At 54.2% G+C, this 25564-nt stretch carries 24 protein-coding genes; 8 read left to right on the forward strand and 16 right to left on the reverse strand.

Annotation, left to right across the window (positions count from 1 at the left end; translation table 11 throughout):
• The first annotated feature begins 2 nt into the window (after positions 1-2).
• The 4 genes from B9P63_RS02775 to B9P63_RS02785 all read left to right on the forward strand — a co-directional run bounded on the left by B9P63_RS02775 (position 3) and on the right by B9P63_RS02785 (position 5152).
• Positions 3-1013 (forward strand): cytochrome d ubiquinol oxidase subunit II, encoded by a 1011-nt coding sequence (locus tag B9P63_RS02775; protein ID WP_085306996.1) that lies wholly within the window; start codon positions 3-5, stop codon positions 1011-1013.
• A gap of 589 nt (positions 1014-1602) precedes the next feature.
• Complete coding sequence (locus tag B9P63_RS19110) at positions 1603-1791, forward strand: hypothetical protein (RefSeq protein WP_176219082.1); 189 nt, start codon at positions 1603-1605, stop codon at positions 1789-1791.
• 260 nt (positions 1792-2051) lie between these two features.
• A complete protein-coding gene (locus tag B9P63_RS02780) occupies positions 2052-4661 on the forward strand; it encodes an autotransporter outer membrane beta-barrel domain-containing protein (RefSeq protein WP_139816187.1) in 2610 nt (869 codons plus the stop codon).
• Positions 4655-5152: an invasion associated locus B family protein gene (locus tag B9P63_RS02785; protein ID WP_085306998.1), complete on the forward strand. Its 498-nt coding sequence runs from the start codon at positions 4655-4657 to the stop codon at positions 5150-5152. The genes B9P63_RS02780 and B9P63_RS02785 overlap by 7 nt, the downstream gene beginning before the upstream one ends.
• Before the next feature lie 1635 nt (positions 5153-6787).
• Here B9P63_RS02785 and arsJ read toward each other — a convergent pair.
• From arsJ to B9P63_RS02810, 3 genes are read right to left on the reverse strand one after another with little or no spacing between them, the layout of a single operon-like run.
• Complete coding sequence (gene arsJ / locus B9P63_RS02800) at positions 6788-8065, reverse strand: organoarsenical effux MFS transporter ArsJ (protein ID WP_139816188.1); 1278 nt, start codon at positions 8063-8065, stop codon at positions 6788-6790.
• Positions 8062-9060: an ArsJ-associated glyceraldehyde-3-phosphate dehydrogenase gene (locus B9P63_RS02805; protein ID WP_085307001.1), complete on the reverse strand. Its 999-nt coding sequence runs from the start codon at positions 9058-9060 to the stop codon at positions 8062-8064. Before B9P63_RS02805 ends, arsJ begins: the two co-directional genes overlap by 4 nt.
• The gene (locus tag B9P63_RS02810; protein WP_085307002.1) at positions 9057-9908 is read right to left on the reverse strand and encodes an arsenate reductase/protein-tyrosine-phosphatase family protein; all 852 of its coding nucleotides are present in this window, start codon (positions 9906-9908) and stop codon (positions 9057-9059) included. The genes B9P63_RS02805 and B9P63_RS02810 overlap by 4 nt, the downstream gene beginning before the upstream one ends.
• Positions 9909-10110: 202 nt before the next feature.
• Between B9P63_RS02810 and B9P63_RS19115 the strand changes: the two genes are divergently transcribed.
• Positions 10111-10284, forward strand: coding sequence for a hypothetical protein (locus B9P63_RS19115; RefSeq protein ID WP_176219083.1), 174 nt, complete (start codon positions 10111-10113; stop codon positions 10282-10284).
• 158 nt (positions 10285-10442) lie between these two features.
• Here the strand turns inward: B9P63_RS19115 and rpsU are convergent, their stop codons facing one another.
• From rpsU to B9P63_RS02865, 11 genes are all read right to left on the reverse strand, one after another.
• Positions 10443-10643, reverse strand: a complete 201-nt coding sequence (rpsU, locus tag B9P63_RS02815) for a 30S ribosomal protein S21 (protein WP_085307003.1) — start codon at positions 10641-10643, stop codon at positions 10443-10445.
• 906 nt (positions 10644-11549) lie between these two features.
• Positions 11550-12650 (reverse strand): alanine racemase, encoded by a 1101-nt coding sequence (locus tag B9P63_RS02820; protein WP_085307004.1) that lies wholly within the window; start codon positions 12648-12650, stop codon positions 11550-11552.
• A gap of 2 nt (positions 12651-12652) precedes the next feature.
• A complete protein-coding gene (locus tag B9P63_RS02825) occupies positions 12653-13807 on the reverse strand; it encodes an amidohydrolase (protein WP_085307005.1) in 1155 nt (384 codons plus the stop codon).
• A gap of 51 nt (positions 13808-13858) precedes the next feature.
• Entirely contained in the window at positions 13859-15151 is a 1293-nt protein-coding gene (locus tag B9P63_RS02830; RefSeq protein WP_085307006.1) for an ArgE/DapE family deacylase, read from the reverse strand.
• 8 nt (positions 15152-15159) lie between these two features.
• Entirely contained in the window at positions 15160-15813 is a 654-nt protein-coding gene (locus B9P63_RS02835; RefSeq protein ID WP_425439726.1) for a 3-oxoacid CoA-transferase subunit B, read from the reverse strand.
• On the reverse strand, positions 15800-16492 hold the full coding sequence (locus tag B9P63_RS02840) for a CoA transferase subunit A (protein WP_085307008.1): 693 nt from the start codon (positions 16490-16492) through the stop codon (positions 15800-15802). Before B9P63_RS02840 ends, B9P63_RS02835 begins: the two co-directional genes overlap by 14 nt.
• The gene (locus B9P63_RS02845; RefSeq protein WP_085307009.1) at positions 16489-17844 is read right to left on the reverse strand and encodes an aminotransferase family protein; all 1356 of its coding nucleotides are present in this window, start codon (positions 17842-17844) and stop codon (positions 16489-16491) included. Before B9P63_RS02845 ends, B9P63_RS02840 begins: the two co-directional genes overlap by 4 nt.
• A complete protein-coding gene (locus B9P63_RS02850) occupies positions 17841-18611 on the reverse strand; it encodes an amino acid ABC transporter ATP-binding protein (RefSeq protein WP_085307010.1) in 771 nt (256 codons plus the stop codon). Before B9P63_RS02850 ends, B9P63_RS02845 begins: the two co-directional genes overlap by 4 nt.
• A gap of 15 nt (positions 18612-18626) precedes the next feature.
• Positions 18627-19283: an amino acid ABC transporter permease gene (locus B9P63_RS02855; RefSeq protein WP_085307011.1), complete on the reverse strand. Its 657-nt coding sequence runs from the start codon at positions 19281-19283 to the stop codon at positions 18627-18629.
• Between the two features lie 18 nt (positions 19284-19301).
• A complete protein-coding gene (locus B9P63_RS02860) occupies positions 19302-19949 on the reverse strand; it encodes an amino acid ABC transporter permease (protein WP_085307012.1) in 648 nt (215 codons plus the stop codon).
• Positions 19950-20066: 117 nt separating this feature from the next.
• Entirely contained in the window at positions 20067-20840 is a 774-nt protein-coding gene (locus B9P63_RS02865; RefSeq protein WP_085307013.1) for a transporter substrate-binding domain-containing protein, read from the reverse strand.
• Between the two features lie 140 nt (positions 20841-20980).
• Between B9P63_RS02865 and B9P63_RS02870 the strand changes: the two genes are divergently transcribed.
• On the forward strand, positions 20981-21946 hold the full coding sequence (locus tag B9P63_RS02870; RefSeq protein WP_085307014.1) for a LysR family transcriptional regulator: 966 nt from the start codon (positions 20981-20983) through the stop codon (positions 21944-21946).
• Positions 21947-22999: 1053 nt separating this feature from the next.
• On the opposite strand, the gene B9P63_RS02880 is transcribed toward B9P63_RS02870, so the two are convergent.
• Both B9P63_RS02880 and B9P63_RS02885 read right to left on the reverse strand, forming a co-directional pair.
• Positions 23000-23371 carry a hypothetical protein gene (locus tag B9P63_RS02880; RefSeq protein ID WP_085307016.1) on the reverse strand — a complete coding sequence of 124 codons (372 nt, stop codon included), beginning with the start codon at positions 23369-23371 and terminating at the stop codon, positions 23000-23002.
• Positions 23372-23492: 121 nt separating this feature from the next.
• Positions 23493-23819, reverse strand: a complete 327-nt coding sequence (locus B9P63_RS02885; protein ID WP_085307017.1) for a DUF6626 family protein — start codon at positions 23817-23819, stop codon at positions 23493-23495.
• 147 nt (positions 23820-23966) lie between these two features.
• Between B9P63_RS02885 and B9P63_RS02890 the strand changes: the two genes are divergently transcribed.
• Together B9P63_RS02890 and B9P63_RS02895 are read left to right on the forward strand one after the other, a co-directional pair.
• Complete coding sequence (locus tag B9P63_RS02890; RefSeq protein ID WP_085307076.1) at positions 23967-24596, forward strand: hypothetical protein; 630 nt, start codon at positions 23967-23969, stop codon at positions 24594-24596.
• A 440-nt stretch (positions 24597-25036) separates the two neighbouring features.
• Positions 25037-25495: a hypothetical protein gene (locus B9P63_RS02895; RefSeq protein WP_085307018.1), complete on the forward strand. Its 459-nt coding sequence runs from the start codon at positions 25037-25039 to the stop codon at positions 25493-25495.
• The last annotated feature ends 69 nt before the right edge of the window (positions 25496-25564 follow it).

Raw genomic sequence — 25564 nt, forward strand, 5'->3', positions numbered from 1 at the left:
CCATGGAGTATTTTGGGGATCCTGCCATTTGGCTGCCTTGGACATTCGCGGCCCTCATGGGGCTGTCCATCCTGATCTACGTTGTGCTGGACGGGTTTGATCTAGGTGTCGGCTTGCTCATGCCGCTGGCTGACGATGCTCAAAAGGATCGGCTGGTCGCCTCTATAGGCCCGTTCTGGGACGCTAACGAAACTTGGCTGGTGCTTGCGGTTGGCTTGCTGCTGGTCGCTTTCCCGCCGGCACATGGCATTATCCTGACAGCGTTGTATCTGCCAGTGTTTGTTATGCTGATCGGGCTGATCTTGCGGGGTGTCTCGTTTGAAATGCGCGCCAAAGCACCGATGGCGCAAAAGCGGCTGTGGAACAACGCCTTCTTTGCTGGCTCGTTCATGGCGTCCTTTAGTCAGGGGTTTATGTTGGGCATGTATATCATGGGCCTTACATGGACGTTGCCAAATGTCGCCTTTGCCGTGCTGACCGCAATATTTCTGACCGTAGGGTATGGCTTTATCGGTGCAGCATGGTTGATCTGGAAAACCGAAGGCCAATTGCAAATCCGCGCGATAGCTTGGGCGAAAGTCGGGATTTGGGGGCTGGTCCTGGGCATCCTCGCCATTTCTATTGCAACGCCATTTGTTAGTACCCGCATTTTCGACAAATGGTTCAGTTGGCCATCCATGCTCTACCTCTCGCCCCTCCCGATCGTGTCCGTGCTTCTGGTGGCCTACCTCTGGTGGCAATTGGCGCGCCTTCACTTGATCGGAGACCGCCAGTCATGGACACCGTTCGCAGTAGCCACAGCGCTGTTCAGCTTGGCCTATGGCGGCTTGGCGTATTCCTTCTACCCCTATGTCGTGCCCGAGAAGGTCACGATTTATGAGGGGGCATCTGCGCCAGAGAGCCTGTTCATCATCTTGATCGGCACGCTGTTCGTGTTGCCTGCGATCGTGGGATACACCGCGCTCTCGTATTATATCTTTCGCGGGAAAGCGACGGCGCTTCGATATGACTAAGCGCCTGCGAACCTAGGGCAGGTTATTTCGCGATGCGTCGAGGTCAGTCGATTTAAGCGCGCATCGCGGAACACCTGCCACGATCACGTCGACGTCATCATGGGACTAAGCAGCAAACGCAGTGGGTTGGCGGGGTCGCGTAAGCCATTGGTTTATCCACCAGACCTTTGCGCAAACCGCAGCGATTCTCTGCTCTTAGCGTCCAAAACGTAGCCCCATGGTAGATGCTTGACTGCGTCTTGATCGTTAAGAGCATACCAGCGCAGTGCATCATTTGTTTCAGCTCTCGTATATTCTCATACATTTAATATCTCTTGCGATTGTTTGAGATGTCTTTGGTTAGGTTTTTGTCGGGTTGAACTACTTATTTCGCCGACGTTGCGATTTTTTCTCGAGAGGAATGCGGCCGCTACACAAGTGTTTGAGTCTCGTACATTATTGTTAATATTCCAGAAAATTTGATTTTATAGATTTGTCTTCCGGATTTGATGGTGATGTTTAGGGGGCAAATAGAGCCGGGTTTCCAAAATTTGAGTTTACGGGCGTTATATTCTACGCGGCTGGCTGAACTCTTATGTTGGGGACTTACATGCTACACCGCTACACCACTCTCGCAGCTCAAAATTGCGGCCAGTTTTTAAAATTACTCGCGCTCGTTGGACTGCTTTTTGTGGCGTTTGCCCCAACAAAAGCGCAGGCTGGTCACCTGTTTACTCAGGCGACTTCGAACACCCCAACCTGGATTCAAGCAGGGCAGGGCATCTCTATCGACCAATAGGGCAGGGCATCTCTATCGACCAATATGGTGTAGAGAGTGGTTCTACGGGGGGGACTATCTCACTCGATTTTTTGGCGCCTTCTTCCACACCGGCAGGCGCTGACACGACCAATAGTAACTGGTCTAATTGGAGCGCAGGCGACGTGCTCGAGATTAATCTCCCGCTTACCAGCGGGACCTACAATTATACGATCGCGTATGATGCAGCGCCATCTGGCGGGGTATGCGCATACGATATCTGTGGATCTACGAGCGGGAACGTGACGGCAGCAGATCTCGCCAGCTCGGTTGTGCTTCCTGCCTATTCTGGCGAGAAAACATCATACACCAGCTCGGACACCTCCTTTGCATGGTCTATTGTCGCCAAAGCTGGCGAGTTTTCGTTGGCAGGATACCGTATCTACACTAGCGCAGGCACGATCGATGGTACAGGCGCAGGGCCTTTGGACCAATCCAGCGTAGTCTCTGCTGAGCAAGCTCAGAGCGGCGGTTCAGGCCCGAGTGCCATTAGCCAAGCGGGGAGCGCTATTTCTGACCTGGCAGATGCTGGTGGCAATGGGTTATCCAGCGTTTTTGAGGGTGGTGAGCTTGTCATTGATCAAAATCTTGCCACGACTGATGTGGCGAGCTTTGCGATCAAGGCGGGATCCGGCAACGCACGTCTTAATGTTGCAAGCAGCAATTCCCAGTCTGTCGGCTCCCAGTTCACGGATGACAGTGGTTCAGCGGGTGTTCTTGAGAAAGTCGGCGCTGGCACATTGCGTTTAACCAATACGGGCAATGATTATACTGGCGGCACTGTCGTGTCCGCGGGTACGTTGGAAATTGCGTCCGATAGCGTTCTTGGCGCTGCGGGCGCGGGGCTCACGCTCGATGGCGGCACTTTGGCGACCACGGCTGACACGAGCAGTGCGCGCGCTGTCGTTTTGGGGGCCAGCAATGGTGCTGTGGATACGGCGTCAGGTACAACACTGACGCTCGCCGGCACCGTCTCTGGCACGGGCGCTCTTGCTAAAACGGGCGCTGGCGTTTTGACCGTGACGGGCACGAACACTTACACGGGCGGCACGACGGTTTCTGCGGGTACGCTGCGCGGCGCGGTGGGCGGCCTTCAGGGCGATATCGTGAACAACGCCGCTGTTGAGTTCGCTCAGGCGACGGATGCGGCTTTCGCGAACACGGTCTCTGGCACGGGCGCTTTGGCTAAAACGGGCGCTGGTGTTTTGACTGTGACGGGCACGAACACTTACACGGGCGGCACGACGGTTTCTGCGGGCTCTCTGGATCTGGATGGGTCTCTGACCTCTGATGTTGTTGTGGCATCTGCGGGCAAAATCGAGGGTGTCGGCTTTACTAGTGGAACGCTGACGGCTTCCGGTGTTGTTGCTCCGGGCAATTCACCGGGTACGCTTTCGGTTGCCGGTGATGTCACGCTCACTGCGAGCAATACCTTTATTGCCGAGTTGGACGGCTTGACCTATTCCACGTCTGGCGGCGCGGGGTCCTATGACCGCCTTGCTGTGACAGGGGCAACGGCAACCTTTGAAGCCGGGGGCACCCTATCTCCGGTGCTGCGTGGAATTTCTGCGCCTGCCAATAACACTCTGGTCCCGGTCATCGGCGATGCGTTCCGGATTGTTACGATGGCGAATGCCTCTGGCGTAAGCGGCGCGTTTGCAAGCGTAGCTGATCCGAACGCAGGCATGCCGACCAACGCCCGCTTTGATGTTTTGTATGGCGGGAACTACGTTGATCTGGTGTTGACGCCTGCTGATCTTTCAACCTTTGCAGCGGCTTACGGCATTCAAAATATGGTGAATGCGGCTGATGCGTTCGATGGTATCCGGCCCGCCCAAGGCACCAACGGTACCACAAACAAGGACAAGTTCTTTAACGGGCTGTATGGGCTTTCTGCGCCCGAGATGTCAGTGGCATTGCTGCAAGCGTCGGGCGAGATTCACGCCTTTGCTCTTTCTGATGCCCGTGAAGGCTGGAAATCAGCCTTAGGCACCGTCCGTTCATCGTCCGCAAATGCGAGCCGCAACTTCTGGTTCGATGCGTCGGGCTACGATCTTGCAGTAGACGAGGACGCTATTGGATCGGCATACGATGGCCAATCCAGAAGCCTTTGGGTTGGCGTGGACCTCGTGAAAGACCGATCCTACACCCTTGGCGTGGCCGCTGGAGCATCTTCATCAAAAGTGACGACGATGAGTTCGGGCAGCTCCGAGACAAAGACAACCTCGCTGGCTGCGTATTTGAGAGGCAAGCACGGTGCATTTGAGTATGACGGCATCTTGTCGATCAACCGCTCTGAGATCGACACGAGCCGTGCGGTCGCTCTTTCGACGGCTCGCTTTGACAACATCAGCTCTTCAAACGCTGACGGCGTCGCCCTGTCTGCGCAGATCGGGTATCGCTACGACCTCATCCCGTCCTCTGTCAGCAGTCTGCTGTGGCTCCGCGGTAACCTGGACCAGACCCGAACCAACACATTCACTGAAGACGGCAGCGCCCTCACGGCCTTGTCAATTGCCGGACAGAAAGTGAAGTCGACAGACTTTTCTCTTGGCTACACGGTGAGCGGGAATGTTACAAAAGGTGCTGTCAAAGGCCCAAGCTGGAACTTTGGGGCAGGCGTGTCAAAGCGCATGGACAGCGGCATGAAAGACATCTCTCGCATGGCGTCGCTGCACGGTGCGACCTGGGAGGTCTCGGTTCCTAAAGCTGGCGATGTTACAACGTTTGCCTTTGCCGGCCTAGATGTCCCGATGGGCGACAATGCAAGCATGTCGCTTAACCTGTCTGTTGCCGAAAGAGATGGTGCACTGTCCAAAAGCGCATCGTTTGGTTTGCTCTTTCAATGGTAGGTCTTCGCCAAACAATAACGCTGGCTGCCTTCCTAGCTGCCAGCGCCCTCCATTCGGCTGTGATTGCTCAAGAGCAGGCCAGCCCCTGGGGAACGAGCTGCATCTCGCTAGGGCGCGATACGGCCCCTCAGTGCAGTATGAATCACGCTGTCTTCATTGAGCAGACAGGGCAGGTGTTGTTTAATGTAACGGTCAGAATCCCGATTGACGCGGGGCAAGAACCTTATCTTGATATTGTTGCTCCGCTTGGCTTTTACTTGGTTGGCGGTCTGACAATGACGGTTGCAACAGCGCCCTTTGCAAAGCTTCCGATCGTGCGCTGTGATGCTAATGGATGCTATGCTGGCGTGGTGCTGAGCAAAGACCAGCTTAACCAGCTGAAGCAAGGCGAGACTTTGAGCATCATGTTTGCCCCCAAGGCGGGGCAATCAGCTCAAGTCGATGTTCCGCTTAAAGGTTTCACAACTTCATTTGATGTCATAAATCATTGAGCTGATGATCTCTGGGTGGTCTCTTCTCAGGTTACCGATAGCTGTTGTAGAATAACGAGCCCCTGTTGCATTTTGAATTCTTCTGCGACAGGGGCTGTGATCACATCTATGAACTTTCCGAGAAGTGCAGCGCAAGAACGGATAACACAAGTGGTGGTTTGTTGCCGTTGTTACGCAATAAAGTACGGTCGATTTCTTTCGTCTATTTACTCAAAATACTGGCGATGTGCAGCGTGGACATATAGTCAGGAACATCGCGCATGATTGAATGATGGCGTGTTTCGCCGGTTGGATCACAAAAAATGCGAGCAATACATCTAAAAATGAAATCTATGAGTCTTGAATCTCGGATCTGTAAGAGATTATGGAAAATATAATGGCGACAATAAAGACCGGTCTCGTCAGAAGGAATAGTGAAAAATACGGAGATTCTGAGAAGTTTAACATGTTGGAGAATACAAAAAAGATATCAATCGTACTGTTTGAAACATATACCAGACAGCACACCGCTACGATACGAAAACCCAAATTAAAATATAGTGAAATATTCATGGCCGCCAATAGCCAAAATATGACGTAAGCTCGACCATTGAATACTGCTAAAAAGCTCTCATTCAGAAGATCTTGGTTAGACACATTTAGTAGACGCTCTTTCAAAAGAATATATAGAAGTACGAATAAAATTGCGTAGATATTGAGGAAAGCCAGACTTATTTTGAACTTGATGCTTTGGGCAGTGCCGCTCGTCCTGCTTTCACGAATATCATTAAACGCTTCCAGGAGTGCGTTTACTTCTTCTTCAGTTACTTTATTTTTACTCATAATATCACCGGTTGACCGAAGGCTTCATGGTTAATTCAAAGCTCATCCAAAGAAGGGATATAATTAGTATGGGCCTTATGGCCTGAAGAAGTGCCACTATGCCTCTCTCGGGGTATTCGATTATTCTATATAGCACTAGATGGTCGTCAATATACATCGCTACTGCCCATGCAGTCACAGCGATAGCAAAATATTTACTCCAATTAAGTGACGTATAGAGTAAAATTGGATACACGATCATGCTTAATGCGATAAACAAAACACGGATTTTTGAAAGTTTGAATGCAATCATACCTTCGCTACTGTGTTCCGCATTGAATACGCCTTCGGGGACGCTGATCATTCCATATATTGCTAGAAATGAAATTGAGTAGGCCACACAGAAAGATACCCAAAAAGGGCGTGTCATTCTTGGTTTCTTCGCGTCCAAAAACATAAATATTCTTCACCAGTCTGTGGGGTGGTATGCCTGCGGCACAACGATTTTTAGTAAGATATGGCATGACTATCGGATGGCATGTTGCTTGCCCATGCTATCTTTCGGGGTATCGGATGGCGTGGCTTCATCACATTGTCAAAGACCATAATTGGCCTGTTCAAAAAATGGAGGTTCTTCACCGGATTGGTTCTTGGAGCCGCTTTTGAGCCACCGAATATATGGCCCTCAAATGGGTTGATTGTTTCAGTAACTGTCGCGTGCTGAAGCCGAAGCCAGTTTTTACGCTGGTGTGGAAAGACTGAGCATAGCCGCGTCACTCGGGCAGATCAACCTTTGGTAAACTGGGTGCAGTTCAGGTTGCTTTTCACCAAAATTCATAAGGCACCCGTCTCATGTTCTGGCGTTTTAAGTTGTGACGTGCCCAGCCAGCTAAGACCAATCATGACCGCAGCGGTGCCGAGGCACAGTGCCAGCCCACCGATCTGGTATGTGAAGCCGGACATGACTGTGCCAACCAACCGGCCCGCAGCATTTGCCATGTAATAAAAACCGACATCCATCGTGACCCGTTTTGCATCTGTAAAGCTAAGGATGAGAAACGAATGTAGGGTCGAGTTCACAGCAAAGATGCCGCCAAAGACCAAGAGGCCCAGCACAACCGCGGCGGTCATTACATTGGAGGGTTCGGGAACCAGCCAGACCAGCCATGCAAGAAGTGCAGGCACAACGACGAGCAGACCAACCCAGCGTTTTGCCAGTGCCAGAATTTCTGCATTTGTCCGCGACGCTGCCTTAAGGATACGCGGCGCTGCGCCTTGGACAATGCCATAGAGGATCGTCCAGACGGCCATGAACGTTCCGATCATGAAGAAGGCGGTGCGATTGCCCTCCGTGCTGCCGTCCGACAGCACAGCGTAGAAGTAGATCGGAATGCCGACTACGAACCAGACATCCCGCGCGCCGAACAGGAACAGCCGTGCAGCACTGAGCCAGTTGATGTTGCGGTTCTTGGAAAACACTTCCGCAAACTTTGCGTCCTTGCGCCCCACTGGCAGGCCTGATGGCATCCCAATCACGATCCCGATCAGGATGATAAACAGGACCGCCGCCATCGTCAGCACCGAAGGAACAAACCCGAAGACGGCCAGCAATACTGCTCCCAAAAGAAAGCCACCGCCTTTCACGGCATTCTTTGATCCGGTCAGAAGGGCCACCCAGCGGAACAGCCCACCGTCCGTCTTAGGCGCAAGGATTTTTACAGCACTCTTGGAGCTCATCTTTGCCAAATCCTTTGCTACGCCGGACAGTCCTTGCACCAACATCACAAACACCACAGAGGCAGTGATGCTCCACGCCGGATCAAGCTGAGTTAGCGCCAAGAGCGCTGCAACCTGCAAAGACAGACCTGCATAAAGCGTCGAAGTCAGTCCAAAGCGCGCGGCAATCCATCCCGCGGACAGGTTCGTGAGAACGCCCGCGATCTCATAGAGGACGAACAGATAAGCCAATTGCACTGGTGAAAAGCCGAGTGTGTGAAAATGCAGCAGAACAAGCATCCGCAGCGCACCATCAGTCAGCATGAACGCCCAATAGGCGGCCGTCACCGTAATGTAGGCCGTAAATCCTGCGGCCCGTTCTGGTGGCTGTGTCACAGCTTGGCTCCAACCATTAGCGCCACATCGACCAAGCGATGCGCATAGCCATATTCGTTGTCATACCACGCGTAGATTTTGAGCTGGGTGCCATTCACCACCATCGTAGAAGGTGCATCAATGATGCCGCTGCGCTGATCATTGGTGTAGTCTGAAGAAACAAGGGGCCTCGTCTCATATCCAAGGATACCTTTCAGCGGGCCCTCGGCTGCGGCTTTGAACAACCCGTTCACCTCTTCCACAGTTGTTTCACGCGCCATTTCAAACACGCAATCCGTGATCGACGCGTTCAAAAGCGGCACCCGCACGGCATGGCCGTTCAACTTACCCGTCAACTCGGGATAGATCAGCGTGATCGCCGTGGCCGAGCCCGTGGTGGTCGGGATCAGATTGGTCAGCGCAGACCGCGCACGGCGCAAATCCTTTGCAGGGCGATCCACAATCGTTTGCGTGTTGGTTACGTCGTGGATTGTCGTGATCGACCCGTGCTTGATGCCGATCCCTTCGAGCAAGACCTTCACCACAGGCGCGAGGCAGTTTGTCGTGCAGCTTGCTGCGGTTACAATCTGATGGGTGTCCGCGTTGTAGATGTCATCGTTGACGCCATAGACGATATTGGCGGTTGGCCCGTCTTTGACGGGTGCCGAGACGACAACTTTTTTGACGCCCGCCGTAAAATACGGGGCCAGCTTGGCCTCTGTCTTGAACGCGCCTGTGCAATCAATGACCACATCCACGCCGTCCAGCGGCAGGTCTTCCAGATTAACGGTGCTGGTGACAGGAATGCGCGTGCCATCAATGCTGATCGAACTCTCGTCCGCCTCAAACGCTGCAGGCCAGCGCCCATGGATCGAATCAAATTCCAACAGATGCGCGTGCATCGCAGCATCGCCAACGGCGTCGTTTATGAACGCGACCTTTGCACCGCGTTCCAAAAGTGGGCGGAGGGCGAGCTTGCCGATGCGGCCAAGGCCGTTGAGAGCGTATGTGGTCATATCCGGTTATTCCTGTTTGGTAGCTTTTTGCCGATTTCATCGACATGTTTTTGTAGCGATCCACGGTCCAAATTCCCGAACGACAGGGCGGAAAATGCCATGATCCGGTTGTGCAGCGCCCCGTAGGTCTGTTGTAACGCGAGCCGCTTTTCTGCGTCGGTTCCCTCTGCCTTCACAGGGTCCGGCATACCCCAATGACCCGATACGGGCTGACCCGGCCAAGCGGGGCATTCCTCATTGGCGGCGCGGTCACAGACGGTAAATACAAAATCCATGCGCGGAGCGTCGACACCTTGGAATTCCTCAATGTTCTTGGGCCGTAAAAGTGACACGTCATGTCCCTCTGACTTGAGCATCTCTACTGCAAGGGGGTTCAACTCTGAGCGATGTGCCGTGCCTGCCGAATAGGCGGTGAACTTGTCTCCAACCCTATCGCGCAAAATAGTCTCGGCAATAACCGAGCGGGCAGAGTTTCTAGTGCAGACAAAGAGGACGTTGAACGTCTTGTCAGTTATGGGAGAGATACTCCTGAGAAGATCAGAAAATTGTGGTGGGCAAAGATCTGCCCGCCCGCGACAACAATCGACAAACAGGCCCGCGACGACTTCACGAGCTGCATCAAGATTGATGGCATAAAGCAGACGCGTTCCGTCTCGGCGCTGCGAGATCAGACCCGCTTGGGTTAGAGCTGACAGGTAGACCGATGCTGTACTGGCCTTGAGTTGCAGTGCTTCGACAATTTCGCCAGCTGGAAGTTGATCTGGGCAGCGTCGCATGAGCAACCGGAATACGGCCATCCGCTGGGGATGGCTGAGGGTTGCAAGTCGATCAATAAGTAATGATTCCATACTTCATAAATATTGGAAATAATAAAGCGCAGTCAAGTCGATTTATGCGTTCGTAAAGATACCATCTTCATGAAAGCAGCTATTGGCATAGGTGCGGCGGATGGTCGATTTATCTAAGGTTTGTGGCTGCTGTCAGCATGTGCTGCAGCGGCGACAAATCTAACAAGAAGGAAAGTACAGGCGGCGTTCGGTGCTTTGGGCGATGTCGGTCACGCCACGGGTTGTTGGCGATATGCTCACGATCGCACTTTCGATGGTGGACACCGCGCCCTTCCACTTTCTCCGCCATCAGAATGCCGTGCCCAAGGGCACGGGTAGCACGGCACAGGTGCTGCCTTTGGCACAACGACCACCCGTAGATTTGCTCAAGTACTGAAAACAAACCATCCGCCGCGTTGGTTCACATATCGCCTATGAGAATAGAACGGCGCAGCTCAAAGGTACTGCTCAGCGGCTAAGCCGCTCCACATTTAACACCGCTAAGCGGAATTCGCTGAGGAGTTGCTTGCTCACCTTGCTGTGAGCAGAGCGCGACTAGCCCTCGCGCTCTGCCTTTTTACGAGCCAATTTGCGCTGACGGCTAATGGCTTCTTTCTTCTCGCGGGCTTTGCGTACTGAAGGCTTCTCAAAGTGTTCCTTGAGACGCATCTCACGGAAGACACCTTCACGTTGGAGTTTTTTCTTCAGCGCACGAAGCGCTTGATCGACGTTGTTGTCGCGAACACTGACTTCCATTTTGCTCTTCTATCTTGTTATGCAAATTCGGGTGCATATTGTCCGGTGACGCAGCAATATCAAGTGCAAATATGCACAATAAGCGCATGTATGTGCTTTCCTTTGCTGAGCGGGGCAAGGGTTTCGTAGGTAAAGCGCAGACTATTCCAGAGTTTTCAACAAAACATCCTCACTGGACCTGTCTTCTTTGTAGGCAGGGTGTGGTTTCTGCACGCCGCTCATAGCAACCACTGCGTTTGAGGCCTGCGCTTAAATCACAGTGTTTTGGCTGCTAACAAACGAAAAAAAACTGTGCGATGAGTGGATTATACATTTCGTAGGAATGTATGATAGGTAGGTCATTTCTTTTATTGGTAAAAATGGTGCCCAGGGGCGGAATCGAACCACCGACACGAGGATTTTAAATGGAGGCGGTGTAAATTAAATATTTATAATCAATGACTTAAATTGAAATAATTTTGGTGTGCGCAGTAGTGTGTTTTTGGTGACTTTTTCGGATAGGGCGGAATTACTGTGTTAAACACGGTAATCGCAGGCATTAAATTCTAACACACTGTTCAACACTCCAAAAGACGCAAGACTGGACACGGACTAAATGAAGTGGACGTTCACTCTAACTATTGTTTATGGTCGCTATGCGGACTTTCCGGACTTTTGCAGGCGCAGCTATTGCTCACGCAGAAAAGCCTCGCATCTGCGGCATGGCTGTTGCTGCGTTGCAGTCCATGCCACCGAAGCAGTCATCGAACCCCGCCAAGAAACACCGAATCCAATCGGCCCTTTTCGCTGTTATTAGTTCCAACAACCGGGGCGCGGACGAAGTATAGATCAGTTGCCTGTGCGCCAATGGTCGGTTTCGTTAGTACTGCTCAATTGTTCCATGCACGCAGAATACACGCCTTAGCGTCAACGGTAGATCCGCGGGTTACGGATACCCCAGTCAGAAAAGAGATCGGGGAGGATGGTTCCGAATTGGCCCTTTGCTTGTTCAGTATCGGTCCGAAATGCCGTCGCAATATCACCAATCTGGACATTGGGAATCTCAGTCACATCAGCGACGATGGAATTCATTGAAATCTTTCCTAGAACAGGAGCCAGCTTATCGCAGATCAGGACGTTACCACGACCCTTCGCAATTCGGCTGTACCCTGCGGCGTACCCGATTGAAATACATGCGAGACGGCGGTCTGAATCTAAGCGGCTATCGCGGTCATAACCCACGGTAGCCCCCTTGGGGTAAACGCCCACGTGAACCACATTTGCCTTCAACTCCATGGTCGGACGAAATCCCAATTCAGAGTTCAGAATGCCGTAAAGGATAGCGCCACATCGATACATATCCGTTTCAACCCGTTCTCCCGACAGGAGTGTGAGAGTGCTTCCTGCATGGACCAGAAGTTCTGAACGGTTCAGGTCACTGTTGTCACAGACCCACTCTACTTCCTGCTTGAACAGGTCCGAACTGTGCTTAAGGCCTGCAGGTTCATTTGTGGGGAAATGGGTAGAAATACCAACGATATTCTGGCCAATTTCATCAAGGATTTCCCGGCAGTTTTGCTGACCGACAGTCGTTGAAATATCAAGCCCGTCGCGCGACATGCCACCTGCGTTTAAGGCGAGGTGAACACCGGAACATCCGCGCCCGCTCTCAAGCAGCTTGCGTAACTGCTTTGCAGCCCAAAGCGAGCCCACCTGCTCTTCAACACGGTCGGGCAATGCGGCTTCTATTTCCTGTGGCGTAGCCGCGCGAAGGCGGATCAATGTGCCCGAGAATCCACTATCCCGTACGGAGCGCGCCTCCGCGTTAGAGGTAATGCCAACGCAGGTTACTTTTTGTTCCGAAAGCAACGGCACAATGCGACTGATGCCATGCCCATAGGCATCAGCCTTCATAACTGCGCAGAAGGCAGCGCCTTTGGGCAGAAGTCCAAGGGTCAGCTCCAGGTTCTTTGAAACGCGGTCAAGGTGGATTTCACACCATGAGCTTGGGATGGGATCTACTGACATCGTCAGGCCGACGGGCCAAGGATGTCTTCAATAATGCCCGAGAACAGATCTGTTACCAGCGGGATCAAAGCATCGGGAAAATCATAGTCGGGATTGTGCAGTTGCGGGTGGGTTTCGCCAGCACCGACATATAGCAACGTCGCTTTGGCTCCGTCGCCGCCATAGCGACCGAAATCTTCGGACCAACGCATGGGCGTCGGCATGTCGTGACGCAAATGGCCCTGACGCGCTGCCACCTGCCCTGCGATATCTGTTGCTTCGCCATCATTTGTTACCGACAGAAAGATGTCGTGCCAGAGAACCTTGATCGCAAGATCAGCAGTATGCGTCGCGACCAGCGCTTTGGCATCGGAAACCAACGCCTCCATTCTTTCGTCGGTCATGCAGCGCAAGGTCACGCGCAGCTCACCGTGTCCCGGCGCGATACCATAAGTTGGCTCACCCAGCTTGGCATGTGTCAGGGTGCTCAGCGCAAAGGTATTATCCCCGATTGTTCCAGTGCTGAGCTCTGGCAAGGCCTGCATCAACGCCGCCATTGCCGCACTTGGCGAGAGCCCATCTTCAGGCGCAGCAGCATGGGAACTTTTGCCCTCCAGCAGGATTTGCATGCCCCGCGATGCACAATTGCCCGGCCCCGGCCGCAGGCCGATCTCACCAAGCGGGCGGCCTGGTACGTTATGATAGGCAAAGGCAAAATCGGGCCGAAGCTCAGGCCAGCGACTGTCCTCAATCACTGCTCTGGCGCCTGCACCAGTTTCTTCGGCAGGCTGAAAGAGTAAGATGACCCGACCGCGTGCAGGCCGTTGAGCAAGCCCCATGGCGACACCTAACATGGACACCATATGTCCGTCATGACCACATAGATGCCCTTTACCGTCAGTCTCTGAGCGGTACGAAATATCGGAAAACTCATGGATTGGCAGACCGTCCAGCTCACACCGCAACAGAACGGTTGGGCCATCCTGCGCACCTTTGAATTCGGCGGCAACTCCATGTCCACCGAGGTCCCTCCAGATACGATCTGCTCCTAGGGCTGTCAGCTCCTTTGTCATGCGGTTTGCAGTTTCGGACTCGTCTCCCGATAGTTCCGGACGTCGGTGCAACGCTTGGCGAAGATCCACAAGCGCTGTGATTTGTTCTTGGGTCAGAACTGCCATTGAAACACCCCTTCAAAAAGTTACGAACAGTCCAGAAGCACCCTGTCGAGCCTATTGGTCTTCGGTGCCGCACCAATCAGCAATGAACAGGGCAGTCGCCTTGGTGACGCGGCGCATGCTTTCCAAATCGACCCGCTCGTTGAAGCCGTGGATCGCCTCTGCGCGCGGACCGTAAACCAGTGCGGGCGTATCCGCATAAAGGCCAAAGAAACGCGCATCGGTTGTGGCGGTGATCGCCTCATGCACAAGGTCTTCTCCGGTCGTGATCCTATGGGCCTGATCCAGCGCGTTGATGGCTGATGCGGCCTTGGCCGAGCTGTCTTGTGACAGGGCGTAACCTTCAGCGTGAAAGCCATGATAGACAATCTCGGGTAGGGAATTGCGCAAGAAATCATTGTCGCGGGCAGCATCCAGAATGACCTGTTCGATTTCAGCCTTGGCGGCGTCGATGGATTGGCCCGGAAAGATCGCCATACGCACATCGAAGACGCTCCACGCGGGCACAGAACTGGTCCAGTCTCCACCCTCGAACTTGCCCACATTAAGGTTCAGCGCGTGGTCCATGTGGGCGTAGTCGGCGGGGCGGTTTTCAGTCGCGTTCCAGCGGTGCTCCATCGCGTGCAAGGCCGAGATAAGCGGGATCGCCGCCTCGATCGCATTGGCACCCGTGCCGGCATAGGCGACGTGGGTGGGCAGGCCCTTGAGGTAAACCTGAAACCAGATCACGCCAAGCTGTGCGGTTACCAGATGTTCGGCAAAGGGTTCGGGAATGAGGGCCGCATCCGCCTTATACCCCCGCGCAAGACAGGCCAGCGCGCCATTGCCTGTGCATTCTTCCTCAACCACGGATTGATAAAACACATCCGCCGCAGGGGCGAGGCCACAGGCGGCGAGCGCATCCAGCGCAAAGAGGTTGGAGGCGAGGCCTGCCTTCATGTCGCCCCCGCCGCGTCCGTAGAGCCAGCCATCAGCAACGGTCGGTTCAAACGGCGGGCTGTCCCACATGTCCAACGGCCCTGCGGGCACCACATCAATGTGACCATTCAGGATCAATGACCGGCCTTGGTTGGTCTTCGAGCGATGTGTGCCGACTACATTCACTGCGTCATCATAGGTGGCAAGGACAGGGGAGAATCCGGGCAGGTGCTGAATGTCGGCCACGTCGATCTGCCAGCGATCCAGCGCGTAGCCGCGCTTTGTCAGCTCAGCCGCCATGAAGTCTTGCGCTGATTGTTCCTGACCACGGATGGAAGGGTGCGAGGTCAGCTCTAACAGGAAGGCAATCTGGGTGTCGAATGCGGCATCTACGGCGGCAGCCAAGCGGTGTTGTAGGGTATCTGACATGAAAGACCTCAAAAAATCGGGAGCTGTGTATCGGGGACGTGCAGCGGAGCGTCTGTGGCATCAATGACTTCGGCCACTGTCACGCCTTGGGCAATCTCAACGAGCGTGAAGCCATTCGGCCCTACGTCAATCACTGCCATGTCCGTGAATATCCGCACCACACAGGCCTGAGCCGTCAAGGGAAGCGTGCACTGCGCCTTGAGCTTGGAATTGCCCGCGCGATCCGTGTGTGTGGTCAGCACCGCCACGCGCCGCGCCTTTTGCGCAAGCTCGATGCCGCCGCCTACCCCAGGAGAGAACTTGCCGGGGATTTTCCAATTCGCCAAATCACCATTGGCCGCAACTTCAAACGCGCCGAGCATGGTGAGATCAAGGCGACCGGAGCGGACAAGGGCAAAGCTGGTGGCGCTGTCGAAAAAAGCCGAGCCGGGGATGGTCGAGACATAGGCACCGCCAGCGTCAATCAGATTCCGGTCTGCCTCATCCGGTGGCAGGGTTGGCCCGATTCCCGCCAAGCCGTTTTCGGTGTGCAGACAGACGGGGAAATTGGCGGGCAGATGGTTGACGACCTTGGTCGGAAGGCCAATGCCAAGGTTGACCACCATACCGGGCTGGATTTCACGGGCCGCGCGCGCGACCATCCTGTCTCTAGCGTTGGACAACGGCATATTCCTTTGACAATGCACCCAGTGCTGCGACGTGATCGACAAAGACGCCTGTGGTGTGGACATCATCGGGCGCAAGCCCGCCCAGAGGCAGCACCGCTTCGGCTTCGGCAATCACACAATCGGCGGCCATCGCCATCAACGGGTTGAAGTTCCGCGCGGTGGCAACATAGGCCAGATTGCCAAAACTGTCGGCGCGGGCGGCATGCAGCAGCGCCACATTGGCACGCAAGGCAGGCTCCACGATGTAGGTCTTGCTGCCCTGCTCGATCACCTGTTTGCCCTCGGCCAGCTCAGTCCCGATCCCGATGTCGCTGAGGAAACCGCCAAGCCCGGCACCACCTGCGCGAATGCGCTCGGCCAAAATGCCCTGCGCGTTGAACTCTACCTTGATCTGGCCGCTGTTCATCAGCTCTATTGCATGAGCATTGAGGCCCAGATGGGTGGTGATGAGACGCGACACCAGCCCGCTTTGCAGCAGATGGTCGACCCCCATGTTCGGCTCGTTGGCGTCGTTTTTTACAATCGTGAGGTTGCGCGCCCCGTGGTGCACCAATGCGTGGATGAGCGTAAAAGGCGTGCCCGGCACACCGAAGCCGCCCAGCATCACCGTATCGCCATCTTTGACATGGGCGATGGCGGCCTCAACGCTGGTTTGCTTGTCGGGAAGTTTCACACCGCATCCTCCAGAACCGGCAAACCCACTTGTTCAGCAAAAGCGTCTAGAGCGTCGCGCAGGATGGCCATCATCTCGACAATCTGGGCCTCGGTGATGATCAGCGGCGGGGCCAACAGGAAATGATCGCCTGCGGTGCCACCACGGGTGCGGCGCGAATAGATGATCAGGCCGCGGGCATAAGCGAGTTCGACCAGACGGTCATAGGCGTTCAACGTAGGCGGTAACGGCTCCATCGTCTCGCGATCAGCGACAAACTCGAAGGCGGTTAACAGCCCCTTGCCGCGCACATCTCCGATGAAGGGGTAGCGGTCCATCAGCGCTTGCAACTGGGCCATCAACACGTCGCCCATGCGGGCGGCGTTCTCGATCAGGTTCTGGTTTTCCATTTCTTCAAGAACAGCGAGCCCTGCGGCGCAGGCCATTGGGTTCCCAGCGTAGGTGAACCCATGCAGAAAACCGCCCCCGTCAAGGACCGGTTCCACCAGCCGTGCACCTGCGACGATGGCCCCCAGCGGCGCATAGCCTGCGCCGAACCCTTTGGACAGGGCAACAATATCAGGCGTGATGCCCCAGTGTTCCGCCGCGAGGAATTTTCCCGTGCGGCCCGCACCCGTCATGACCTCATCATAGATCAACAGCACGCCAAATTCGTCACATATCTCGCGGATGCGCCCATAGTAACTGTCTGGGGCCACCAAAGCGCCAGTGGATGCACCGCCGACAGGTTCCATGATAAAGGCCAGGACCGTGTCCGGACCTTCCTCGATGATCTTGTCGCGCAACAGCTCAGCATATTTCAGGCCACGTTGTTCTTCGGTCAGGTTATCGCGGTCAAGATAGGTCGCGGGGGCCGCGATCTTGGGCATGCCCTCCATCATGGGTGCAAAAGGTTCGCGCAGCGGGTCATATCCGGTCAGATCAAGCGCGCCAAACGTGCAGCCGTGATAGGAGGGAAACCGCGAGATGACTTTGTAGCGGGAGCCTTCGCCTTGGGTCAGGGCGTACTGCCGCGCCAGTTTCATCGCACTTTCCACAGCCTCGGACCCGCCGGAGACAAAAAACACACGGTCCAGCCCCTCTGGCATGAGTGACACTGTCTTTGCTGCCAGATCCTCGGAGGGATGGGTGCGGAAATGCAGACGGTAACCAAAGGTGGCTTTGTCCATCTGGGCCTTGATCTTGGCCAGAACACGCGGGTTTGAATGGCCAATGTTCGATACCATAGCCCCCGACGATCCGTCGATGTAGCGCTTTCCGCTTTCGTCGATCAGATAAATCCCCTCGCCGTAATCCAGAAAGGGGCGTGGATTGCGGGTTTGGTAGAAGAGATGGGAAGCGGTGTCGTTCATTTTGCACTTTCCAGATGCTTGCGCAGAAATTCGCGGGTTCGGGGTTGTGAGGGTGTCTTGAACAGGATTTCTGGCGGGCCTTCCTCGACCACCACACCCTGATCCATGAATAGAACGCGGTCACAGACCGAGGCGGCAAAATCCATTTCATGGGTGACGATGATCATGGTCATATGTTGCTCGGCCAGCTTGCGCATGACCTGATTGACCTCTTCGACAAGTTCGGGATCAAGCGCAGAAGTCGCCTCATCGAAAAGCATCAGCTTGGGCTGCATGGCCAATGCGCGGGCGATAGCGACACGCTGTTTTTGCCCGCCTGAAAGCTGGGAGGGATAATAGTCAATCCGCTCCAGCATTCCGACATGGTCAAGCTGGGCTTCGGCCAAGGCATTGGCCTCGTCCTTGGAGATGCCTTTGAGCATGATTGGAGCCATGCTCACGTTCTCACGCGCGGTCATATGGGGGAAAAGATTGAAGTGCTGGAACACCATGCCCACCTGCTGGCGCATCTGGTTGATGTGCTTTTCATAAGCGCGGTGCGGCAAGGTCTGGTTGACCCGCACACCATCCAGCCAGACTTCGCCGCCGGTCAGCGGATCGAGATCGTTGATGGCCCTGAGCAGGGTGGATTTACCCGATCCCGACGATCCGATGATGCCGACGATCTGGCCCCGGTCCACACTCAGGCTGATGTCCTTGAGCACCTCCAGCTTCCCGAAGGATTTCTGGGCATGCCGGATTTCAACAAAGCTTTTTCCATCTGTCATGTCTGGCTCCAATGCTCAGCGGGAAATCGAAATGCGGCGTTCAATCCTGCGCTGCACCCATTCCATCCCGAGGTTGATAACGTAGTAGAAGGCGGCGGCGAGCAAATAGAACTCGAACGGACGGTAGGTCGCGCCAATGGCCCGTTGCGCCGACAGGGTCAGCTCGCTCACCCCGATCACCGAGACCAGCGCGCTGTCTTTGAGCAGTGCGATCATGTTATTGCTGATGGGCGGGATGACGGCGCGGACGGCCTGCGGGATGACCACCTTGCGCAGGGCCTCGCTGCGGCTCAGGCCCAGCGTGCGCGCAGCTTCCATCTGGCCTTTGTCGACAGACAGGATAGCGGTTTGGATCAACTCAGAATTATAGACCGCAAAATGTAGGCCCAACCCGATGATACCCGCAACAACTGCTGGAAGGTCGATGCCGACCTGCACGAGGCCAAAATAGATCAGGAAGAGCTGTAGCAACAGGGGCGTCCCCATGAACATCCAAGCGACCATACGGAAAGGCTGGCGGATGATCCAAGGCGCATAAAGTGCGATCACGGCGAAGACGATACCGCCAAAGAAGCTCAGGATTGCGGCGGCGACTGTAATCCCGATCGTATAGGCGCAGCCCAACAGGATAATGTCGAAATATTTGGGGATCACTGTGAAATCGAGGCCCATCGGCTTATCCTTCCAACATCACGTGATCTGCACTTTGCGATCAAGCCAGGCAACGCCGCGGCCAGTCACATAGATGATGATCATGTAGAGAATACCTGCGAGCAGGAACATCTCGAACGGCTTGTAGGTGGAGCCAATGTAGCGCTGCGCGGTATAGGTCAGCTCAACCACGGAAATGGCCGCGACCAGTGCAGTAGCCTTGATCAACATGTTCAGGTTTACCCCCAACGGACGCACCATCAGGCGGGCGGCTTGGGGTAGGATTACTTTGTACATGGCCTGCCACTGACTGAGGCCCAATGTGCGGGCGGCTTCGCGTTGACCTTTGTCGATCGAGATGACCGCACCGCGGATCGTCTCGGTCATATAGGCGCCTGCGTTGATGCCAAGGCCGATCACACCAGCCTCAAAAGCGTCCAGCTGAATACCTATTTGAGGTCCGCCGAAGTATAAAATGAAAAGTTGGATCAGTGCAGGCGTCCCACGAAAGACGCTGACATATGCAGCACCAAGAAACCGCAGAACGGCAAAACGTGACAGGCGTGCAAAGGCACCAAGTGTGCCGCAGATCAATCCCAGAATTGCTGTCAGAACCGACAGCACAATCGTGATCCAAGCGGCCTCCAGAAAGAAGGGATAGACCTTGAGCATGAGTTCGAAGTCCATGGTCCCCCCTTTGGACGCTAATCATAGGCTGGCACCCGAACGGGTGCGGGCAATCGATTTTGGTAATGTAAAACGGGCCCCTGCCGCGCAAGAGGTGAGCGGCAGGGGCGCGTTGATTTAGCGGATGTCTGCGCCGATCCACTCTTTGGCAAGAGCGAGATAGGTGCCATCATCCATCATGGATTGCAGAGCGGCTTGCATCTCGGCGGCCAGCTTTGGGCTGCCTTCACGAATGGCGATGCCTGCGCCGAAAGGCTCGGTTGTCGGATCACCGAACATCTCGAATTCCTGCCCTTTGGCACCCATCGCCAGAATGGCGGCGATTGAATCGTTCACAATCGCGTCCACGCGACCATTTTCCAGCTCAAGCAGAAGCTCTGGCAGGCCCTTGTACGTATTGATGTCATACCCTTTTTCGCGGGCCCATGCTTCATGGGTCTCTCCAAGGGTCAGGCCGACCTTCTTGCCTTCCAGATCTTCGAGGCTGCCAATGCCAGAGCCCTTCTGGGTAAAGATCGCACGCTTGTCTGAATAGTAGGGGCCGACAAAATCCACAACTTCGTCGCGCTCGGCTGTGATGGTCATGGATCCGACAATGGCATCATATTTGTTAGCCAGTAGGCCGCCAATGATACCGTCCCAAGCCGTTGTCACAATCTCGGCTTCCATGCCCATACGCTTGGCAATTTCGGTGCCAATGGCTGGGTCGAAACCGACAACTTTATTTTCATCATTCACAAAGTTGAACGGAGGATAGGCACCCGACATGGCGATGCGGATCACACCTTTTTCTTTCAGCGCGTCTAGTTCTTCGGCGGCAACATTTGTGCCCAGCATCGCCAAGGTTGCGACGGCGAATGCAGATTTCAAAATAGTTCGGCGAACAGTCATTTTGGTTCTCCCTGATATGACTTAAGTCGAAGCCGGTTTCGGCTTCGCTGTGGCGGGTATTCCGCTCTCGATAAAAGCCTTGCATGTAGGACCTGTATTGCGCAAATAGATATCAGGTATCTTCAATATAGATTTGATCAATGACAGAGCCGTACAAACAGCGTTTTCCCTGGAACCTTGACTGGAACCTGTTGCGGACCTTTATGGTCGTGGTCGAGCAACAGGGCATCTCCAAGGCGGCGCATTTTCTGGGACTGAAGCAGCCCACTATTTCTGCCGCGCTTAAACGGCTTGAAGAGCATACAGGTCGGACGCTTATCATTCGGAAACCAAACGAATTTTCGCTTACCCGCTCTGGCCAGGTGCTTTACACGGAATGTGCCAAAATCTTTGGGTCGGTGTCGCAGCTTCCATCACTGCTTGATCTGGCACATGCAGAACTTCGCGGCCATGTTGCCATCGCCACAACAAGTCACGTTATCTCGGAGCACTTTGACGCGTTTCTCAACAGGTTTTCCAACCGGCATCCGCAGGTCACTTACTCCTTCACGGTCAGTGAAAGTGATGAAGTAAAGACTATTGTGTCGCAAAATCGGGCGAGTTTTGGAATTTGTCTGCTGCATGGCCCGTCCACGCCGCTAGATTCGATGATCCTGTACCGCGAATATTTCGGTTTGTTTTGCGGCAAGCGGCATCCGTTGTTCGATAAACCCGAAATTGCTCCGGAAGACCTACAGGGTGAGCCATTTGTGGCGTTCCAGACCGAGGCTGAAGGCGGGCCTTTGGAAGTCATCTCCCGCCTGCGGTCGCATCTCGGACTCGCCAATAACAGACGGGGCAGTTCGTCGAGCCTCAATGAAATCCGGCGGATGATCATGGCAAATATCGGCATAGGTGCGCTGCCGCTTCACGTCGCCCAGCAGGATGTCGGGGCGGGTCATCTGCGCCAGTTGCCACCATATGACGATCTGCCGCTGGTGAATATCTATCTCATCAGCAACCCGGCCCGCCGCCAGTCCGATGCCGAAGCCACTTTCTTGTCTGCCTGCATGGCGGAATTATCGGCAATTGATATCGTAGAACGTACCTATGCAGCCGAGGGGTAATACGGTCAGGTCAGAAGACACCAGATTGGTGGTCTAGACAGATGCCGAGGCTCTCACCAAAATGCTGGCCTATCTGGCCGAGGACATGGGCGAACGCGCAGCGTTCGCGTCAACACCAGGGGCGATCCGCGAATTTGGTTTTGGACCAAGGCCGCTCTTTTCAGTATTGATCGCTTCCGGTGCTGGCCTATGTCTGATTTTTTCCGCATTTCTCTACGACACGCGGATGCCCCGGGGTCTATGTGCAAGACCTATAGGTCGACCCATCGGCACGTAAGCAAAACCTTGATACCCGATTGCTTGCTGCCACCGCAGCGCTGGCCTCGAAAAGTTGGAACGCTCAATATATGGCTTTGACGACACATGGCCACAACGACGCAGCACGCATCTTCTACAGCCGCCTCAGGTTCATTTCCGCAGAAGATGACGTACCCATGAAGCTGAACGGCCAAGAATTCGTATTGCTTGCCCAGAATAGCGAGAGAACATCTTAACCAGTGAACAGTCCACGACTTTTGATTTTCTGCGTGATGCTTGAATGGCAGGATCTCCGCTACACAGCGGCAACAAAGTTTGCGCACCCACAGCACCTCGCGCGCTGCGAGCGCTCGCATCAAGGTTTTGTCACTTCCGGAGTGGGCTCCGCTTCGTCCCGCATTCTGAGAGTTCGCCCGCAGATCCTCGCTGCGGTCTAAAAGAATGACCACTTTTCACGCTGCGTGTCAGCACCGGAGTCTACGCTCATGCAGCATTTTCTGTGCTGCAAGCGCACGCAGCACGAAAAGTGAATTCACACATTGGGCTCGCAACTGCCGTTAGCTGCGTCCTGCATCAACGACCGCTTTGCGAAAGTCTCAGTAGTAACCTTCTAAGGCATACCTCTCAGCCTGACGGTCAATGGAGTTTCGCAGTACTTCGTTACGACGCTTTTCGCATTAAAAACGCTCAAAACACCGCGTAGCGCAGCAACCCACGCTGAACGCCACACGTGCTGCTGACAGGCGCAGGTCGGCACCAACACGACGCTTGTAGGCGCTGTGTGACGCTAGCTGTTTATGATGTTGGGATTGGCCCCTGCGCACCCTGCGGCTTGAGCCTGTCGTAGTCAGCCTGCGATGTTGCACTTGCTACAGCGGAAGGCATGCCACTCGCTGTAGAGTTCGCAGTGGTCTGTGGCTGCTGTACATTGGGCTTGGGAACGGGCGGTGGTGCTATGGCTTTACCAATACGCGACTTTGGTTTGCCCTTTGGTTTGCCCTTTGTCTTTACGTCGCCACCCTTGAGGCGCGTTTCTAACTTATTGGCCAAAAAGCTAGCGGTGTTAGAGAAAGTCTTAATGTCTTCAATGGCTTGATCAATCTGAACGCTGCTGGATGCCTTCTCAATCACATCTATCAATCGGCGGAGCTCATCACGGTCAGTCATGTGCTGCTCCTTGCTGGGGTAGTGGGGTACACAAATAACCACCTCGGAATGATAAGTACTTGGCTGCAAAAAACCGCAGCGCAGATTTTTGAGCCTGCAGAACCCATTTCAGGCAAGCGGCTCATACTGCCATCCGCTCCGGCGCACGCCACACTGCCTCTGCCTGCTTAGCTATAGCACCGTCACACAGAGTCTTCAGGTCAGACAAGCGTTTGGCCCAGATCTGATGCTCATGTTGCTCACTACCAGCGAGTCGAGCGCCATAGTACCCAAGCTTGCTTGCACAAATGCTCAGGGTTTCCACACTTGGTTCTGTGTTGTGATAACGCAGCACACGGATGTAACCCTCACTGCGTCCCAGCCAGCTGTGGCAAAACTCTGGTGTGTTCTGCACGATACCGGTTGCGATCAACTCGTCGCGCATGTGTTCCAATAGTCTTATGCTCATCCAATTCTCCAATGCGTTGTTTACATTGTATTTATCTCAACGCCGCTGAGCTGACGTATTTCTCCAGCAGGCTTCCCATCCAATCACCGCGCTGCCATTTCTGCCCCGTTTTGCGCCTTCGTTGATAAATACATGCGGAGAACCGCAATGGGATTTGAGCAGCGCAAACAGGAACGACAGGCACTTAGCGAGCACCTTCTGGCCCAAGACTGGAATGTGTTCGGCACACTCAAGTTTGTGAACGGCAGGACCATTGGCAGAGACAGTGCCAACAAACTGCTACGCAGCTATTGGAACAAGTTGGACCGCGTGATCTACGGCAAAGCTGCTGAGCGTCAGAACCTGCGGGTACCACGGTGGTGCTTTGCGCATGAAGGCGCTGACCATGAGAACTTCCACATCCACTTTGTGATGCCGAGCCCACTGCAGGACACAGAACACATGTGCTGCATACTAAACGCACTCTGGGCGCAGCATCATGCTCAAACAGCGCCTCTGGCTAAAAACTGGATCATGCCAGCACAAGACCGTGCAGCTGTGGCTGGTTACGTCACCCACGAGTATTGGCGCATAGGCAGCGACACGATTTTGGACAATCTTTGTTGGGGGGCTGAGCAGTCAAACTATGCACCGAACGACAACTACTGCCAGCAACAGGCACATCGCATTCAAAGGGCAGCCAGCCCAATCTGGCTAAGGCAAGCACAACAGGCATTGAACACACAACAGGCACGATATGAGGCAAGCGGTGATTTGCAGATGATGGAGCGTGGCTAAGCCCCTTCGCACAGCAAACACTTGAGCAGTTTGAACACGACAGATGTCAAAGACGCAGTTCTTGGCACATCCTTGTTCACGAGCAGTTGTTCAAACAAACTTCACAAAACAAAGATGATAAGACAAAGATGTTCAAACACAGAACATCAACACTAACTCAAACGAAGATGATCAAACAAAGTTGACATATACAGCAGACACAGCGTCAGCGGAGCAAACCGTTAGACGCTTTTTTTATGGGCGCAGCTTCGGTGTGTGTGCGCTGCTCTAAAGTCATTCATTACTTCGTAAGTACATATCGGGGCAACACTGCACGTACACACGCCATCACCTATAATATAACATTATTACATTAAATCAGTAACTTGACTATCTTTTCGGTAGTCCAATATCTCATTTGAACATACGCTTTAGCTGTAACCAAACAGCAAGGAGCGCTTATGACACATTTGGCAAAACTAACCTTTAAAACAGTTGATCGCAGTATGAAGCGCGATCCCATCATTGCGCGACGTGACAAACTCGTAGCAGGACTTAAAGAGCAAAAGCTGGTGCTTGCCGCTGCACTCAACAAAGAAGATCACCGCGTTGAGCGCGACAAGTGGATGAGCAATGACATGGGGGAGCGTGTACTGGTCAAAACGCACCGTCGCATTCGTCCGTGGTTCTTTGAACAAGACGGCGGCTGGTACATGCAATGCCGATATGGCGCACGTGTGATCGCCGCTGATGGCACCAACAACGCAGTCTTTGTAAAGTCATTGGATGAGGTGGCTGGTGTTCTTGATGCCTTCCTCAATGCAGCTGCGGCAGGGGAATTAGATGCGGCCATCACCCGAGTGGCAGAACGTCAACCACGTATTAAACCCGGGGCTGCTAAGGCAGCGGCCAATGGTTGAGATCACTACAAACCCTGACGCAGCTAAAATAAGGGCACTTAATGATCGAGTGCGGGTTTCACTAATTCC

It is taken from the genome of Planktotalea arctica, assembly GCF_002105285.1.
GTDB lineage: Bacteria > Pseudomonadota > Alphaproteobacteria > Rhodobacterales > Rhodobacteraceae > Planktotalea > Planktotalea arctica.

Bases quoted from the DNA above. Each gene is read 5' to 3' on its own strand.
- B9P63_RS02775 (WP_085306996.1), top strand. From the start codon at position 3: ATGGAGTATTTTGGGGATCCTGCCATTTGGCTGCCTTGGACATTCGCG.
- B9P63_RS19110 (WP_176219082.1), top strand. From the start codon at position 1,603: ATGCTACACCGCTACACCACTCTCGCAGCTCAAAATTGCGGCCAGTTT.
- B9P63_RS02785 (WP_085306998.1), top strand. From the start codon at position 4,655: ATGGTAGGTCTTCGCCAAACAATAACGCTGGCTGCCTTCCTAGCTGCC.
- B9P63_RS02805 (WP_085307001.1), bottom strand. From the start codon at position 9,060: ATGACCACATACGCTCTCAACGGCCTTGGCCGCATCGGCAAGCTCGCC.
- B9P63_RS02810 (WP_085307002.1), bottom strand. From the start codon at position 9,908: ATGGAATCATTACTTATTGATCGACTTGCAACCCTCAGCCATCCCCAG.
- B9P63_RS19115 (WP_176219083.1), top strand. From the start codon at position 10,111: ATGTCGGTCACGCCACGGGTTGTTGGCGATATGCTCACGATCGCACTT.
- rpsU (WP_085307003.1), bottom strand. From the start codon at position 10,643: ATGGAAGTCAGTGTTCGCGACAACAACGTCGATCAAGCGCTTCGTGCG.
- B9P63_RS02820 (WP_085307004.1), bottom strand. From the start codon at position 12,650: ATGTCAGTAGATCCCATCCCAAGCTCATGGTGTGAAATCCACCTTGAC.
- B9P63_RS02825 (WP_085307005.1), bottom strand. From the start codon at position 13,807: ATGGCAGTTCTGACCCAAGAACAAATCACAGCGCTTGTGGATCTTCGC.
- B9P63_RS02830 (WP_085307006.1), bottom strand. From the start codon at position 15,151: ATGTCAGATACCCTACAACACCGCTTGGCTGCCGCCGTAGATGCCGCA.
- B9P63_RS02845 (WP_085307009.1), bottom strand. From the start codon at position 17,844: ATGAACGACACCGCTTCCCATCTCTTCTACCAAACCCGCAATCCACGC.
- B9P63_RS02850 (WP_085307010.1), bottom strand. From the start codon at position 18,611: ATGACAGATGGAAAAAGCTTTGTTGAAATCCGGCATGCCCAGAAATCC.
- B9P63_RS02855 (WP_085307011.1), bottom strand. From the start codon at position 19,283: ATGGGCCTCGATTTCACAGTGATCCCCAAATATTTCGACATTATCCTG.
- B9P63_RS02860 (WP_085307012.1), bottom strand. From the start codon at position 19,949: ATGGACTTCGAACTCATGCTCAAGGTCTATCCCTTCTTTCTGGAGGCC.
- B9P63_RS02865 (WP_085307013.1), bottom strand. From the start codon at position 20,840: ATGACTGTTCGCCGAACTATTTTGAAATCTGCATTCGCCGTCGCAACC.
- B9P63_RS02870 (WP_085307014.1), top strand. From the start codon at position 20,981: ATGACAGAGCCGTACAAACAGCGTTTTCCCTGGAACCTTGACTGGAAC.
- B9P63_RS02880 (WP_085307016.1), bottom strand. From the start codon at position 23,371: ATGACTGACCGTGATGAGCTCCGCCGATTGATAGATGTGATTGAGAAG.
- B9P63_RS02885 (WP_085307017.1), bottom strand. From the start codon at position 23,819: ATGAGCATAAGACTATTGGAACACATGCGCGACGAGTTGATCGCAACC.
- B9P63_RS02890 (WP_085307076.1), top strand. From the start codon at position 23,967: ATGGGATTTGAGCAGCGCAAACAGGAACGACAGGCACTTAGCGAGCAC.
- B9P63_RS02895 (WP_085307018.1), top strand. From the start codon at position 25,037: ATGACACATTTGGCAAAACTAACCTTTAAAACAGTTGATCGCAGTATG.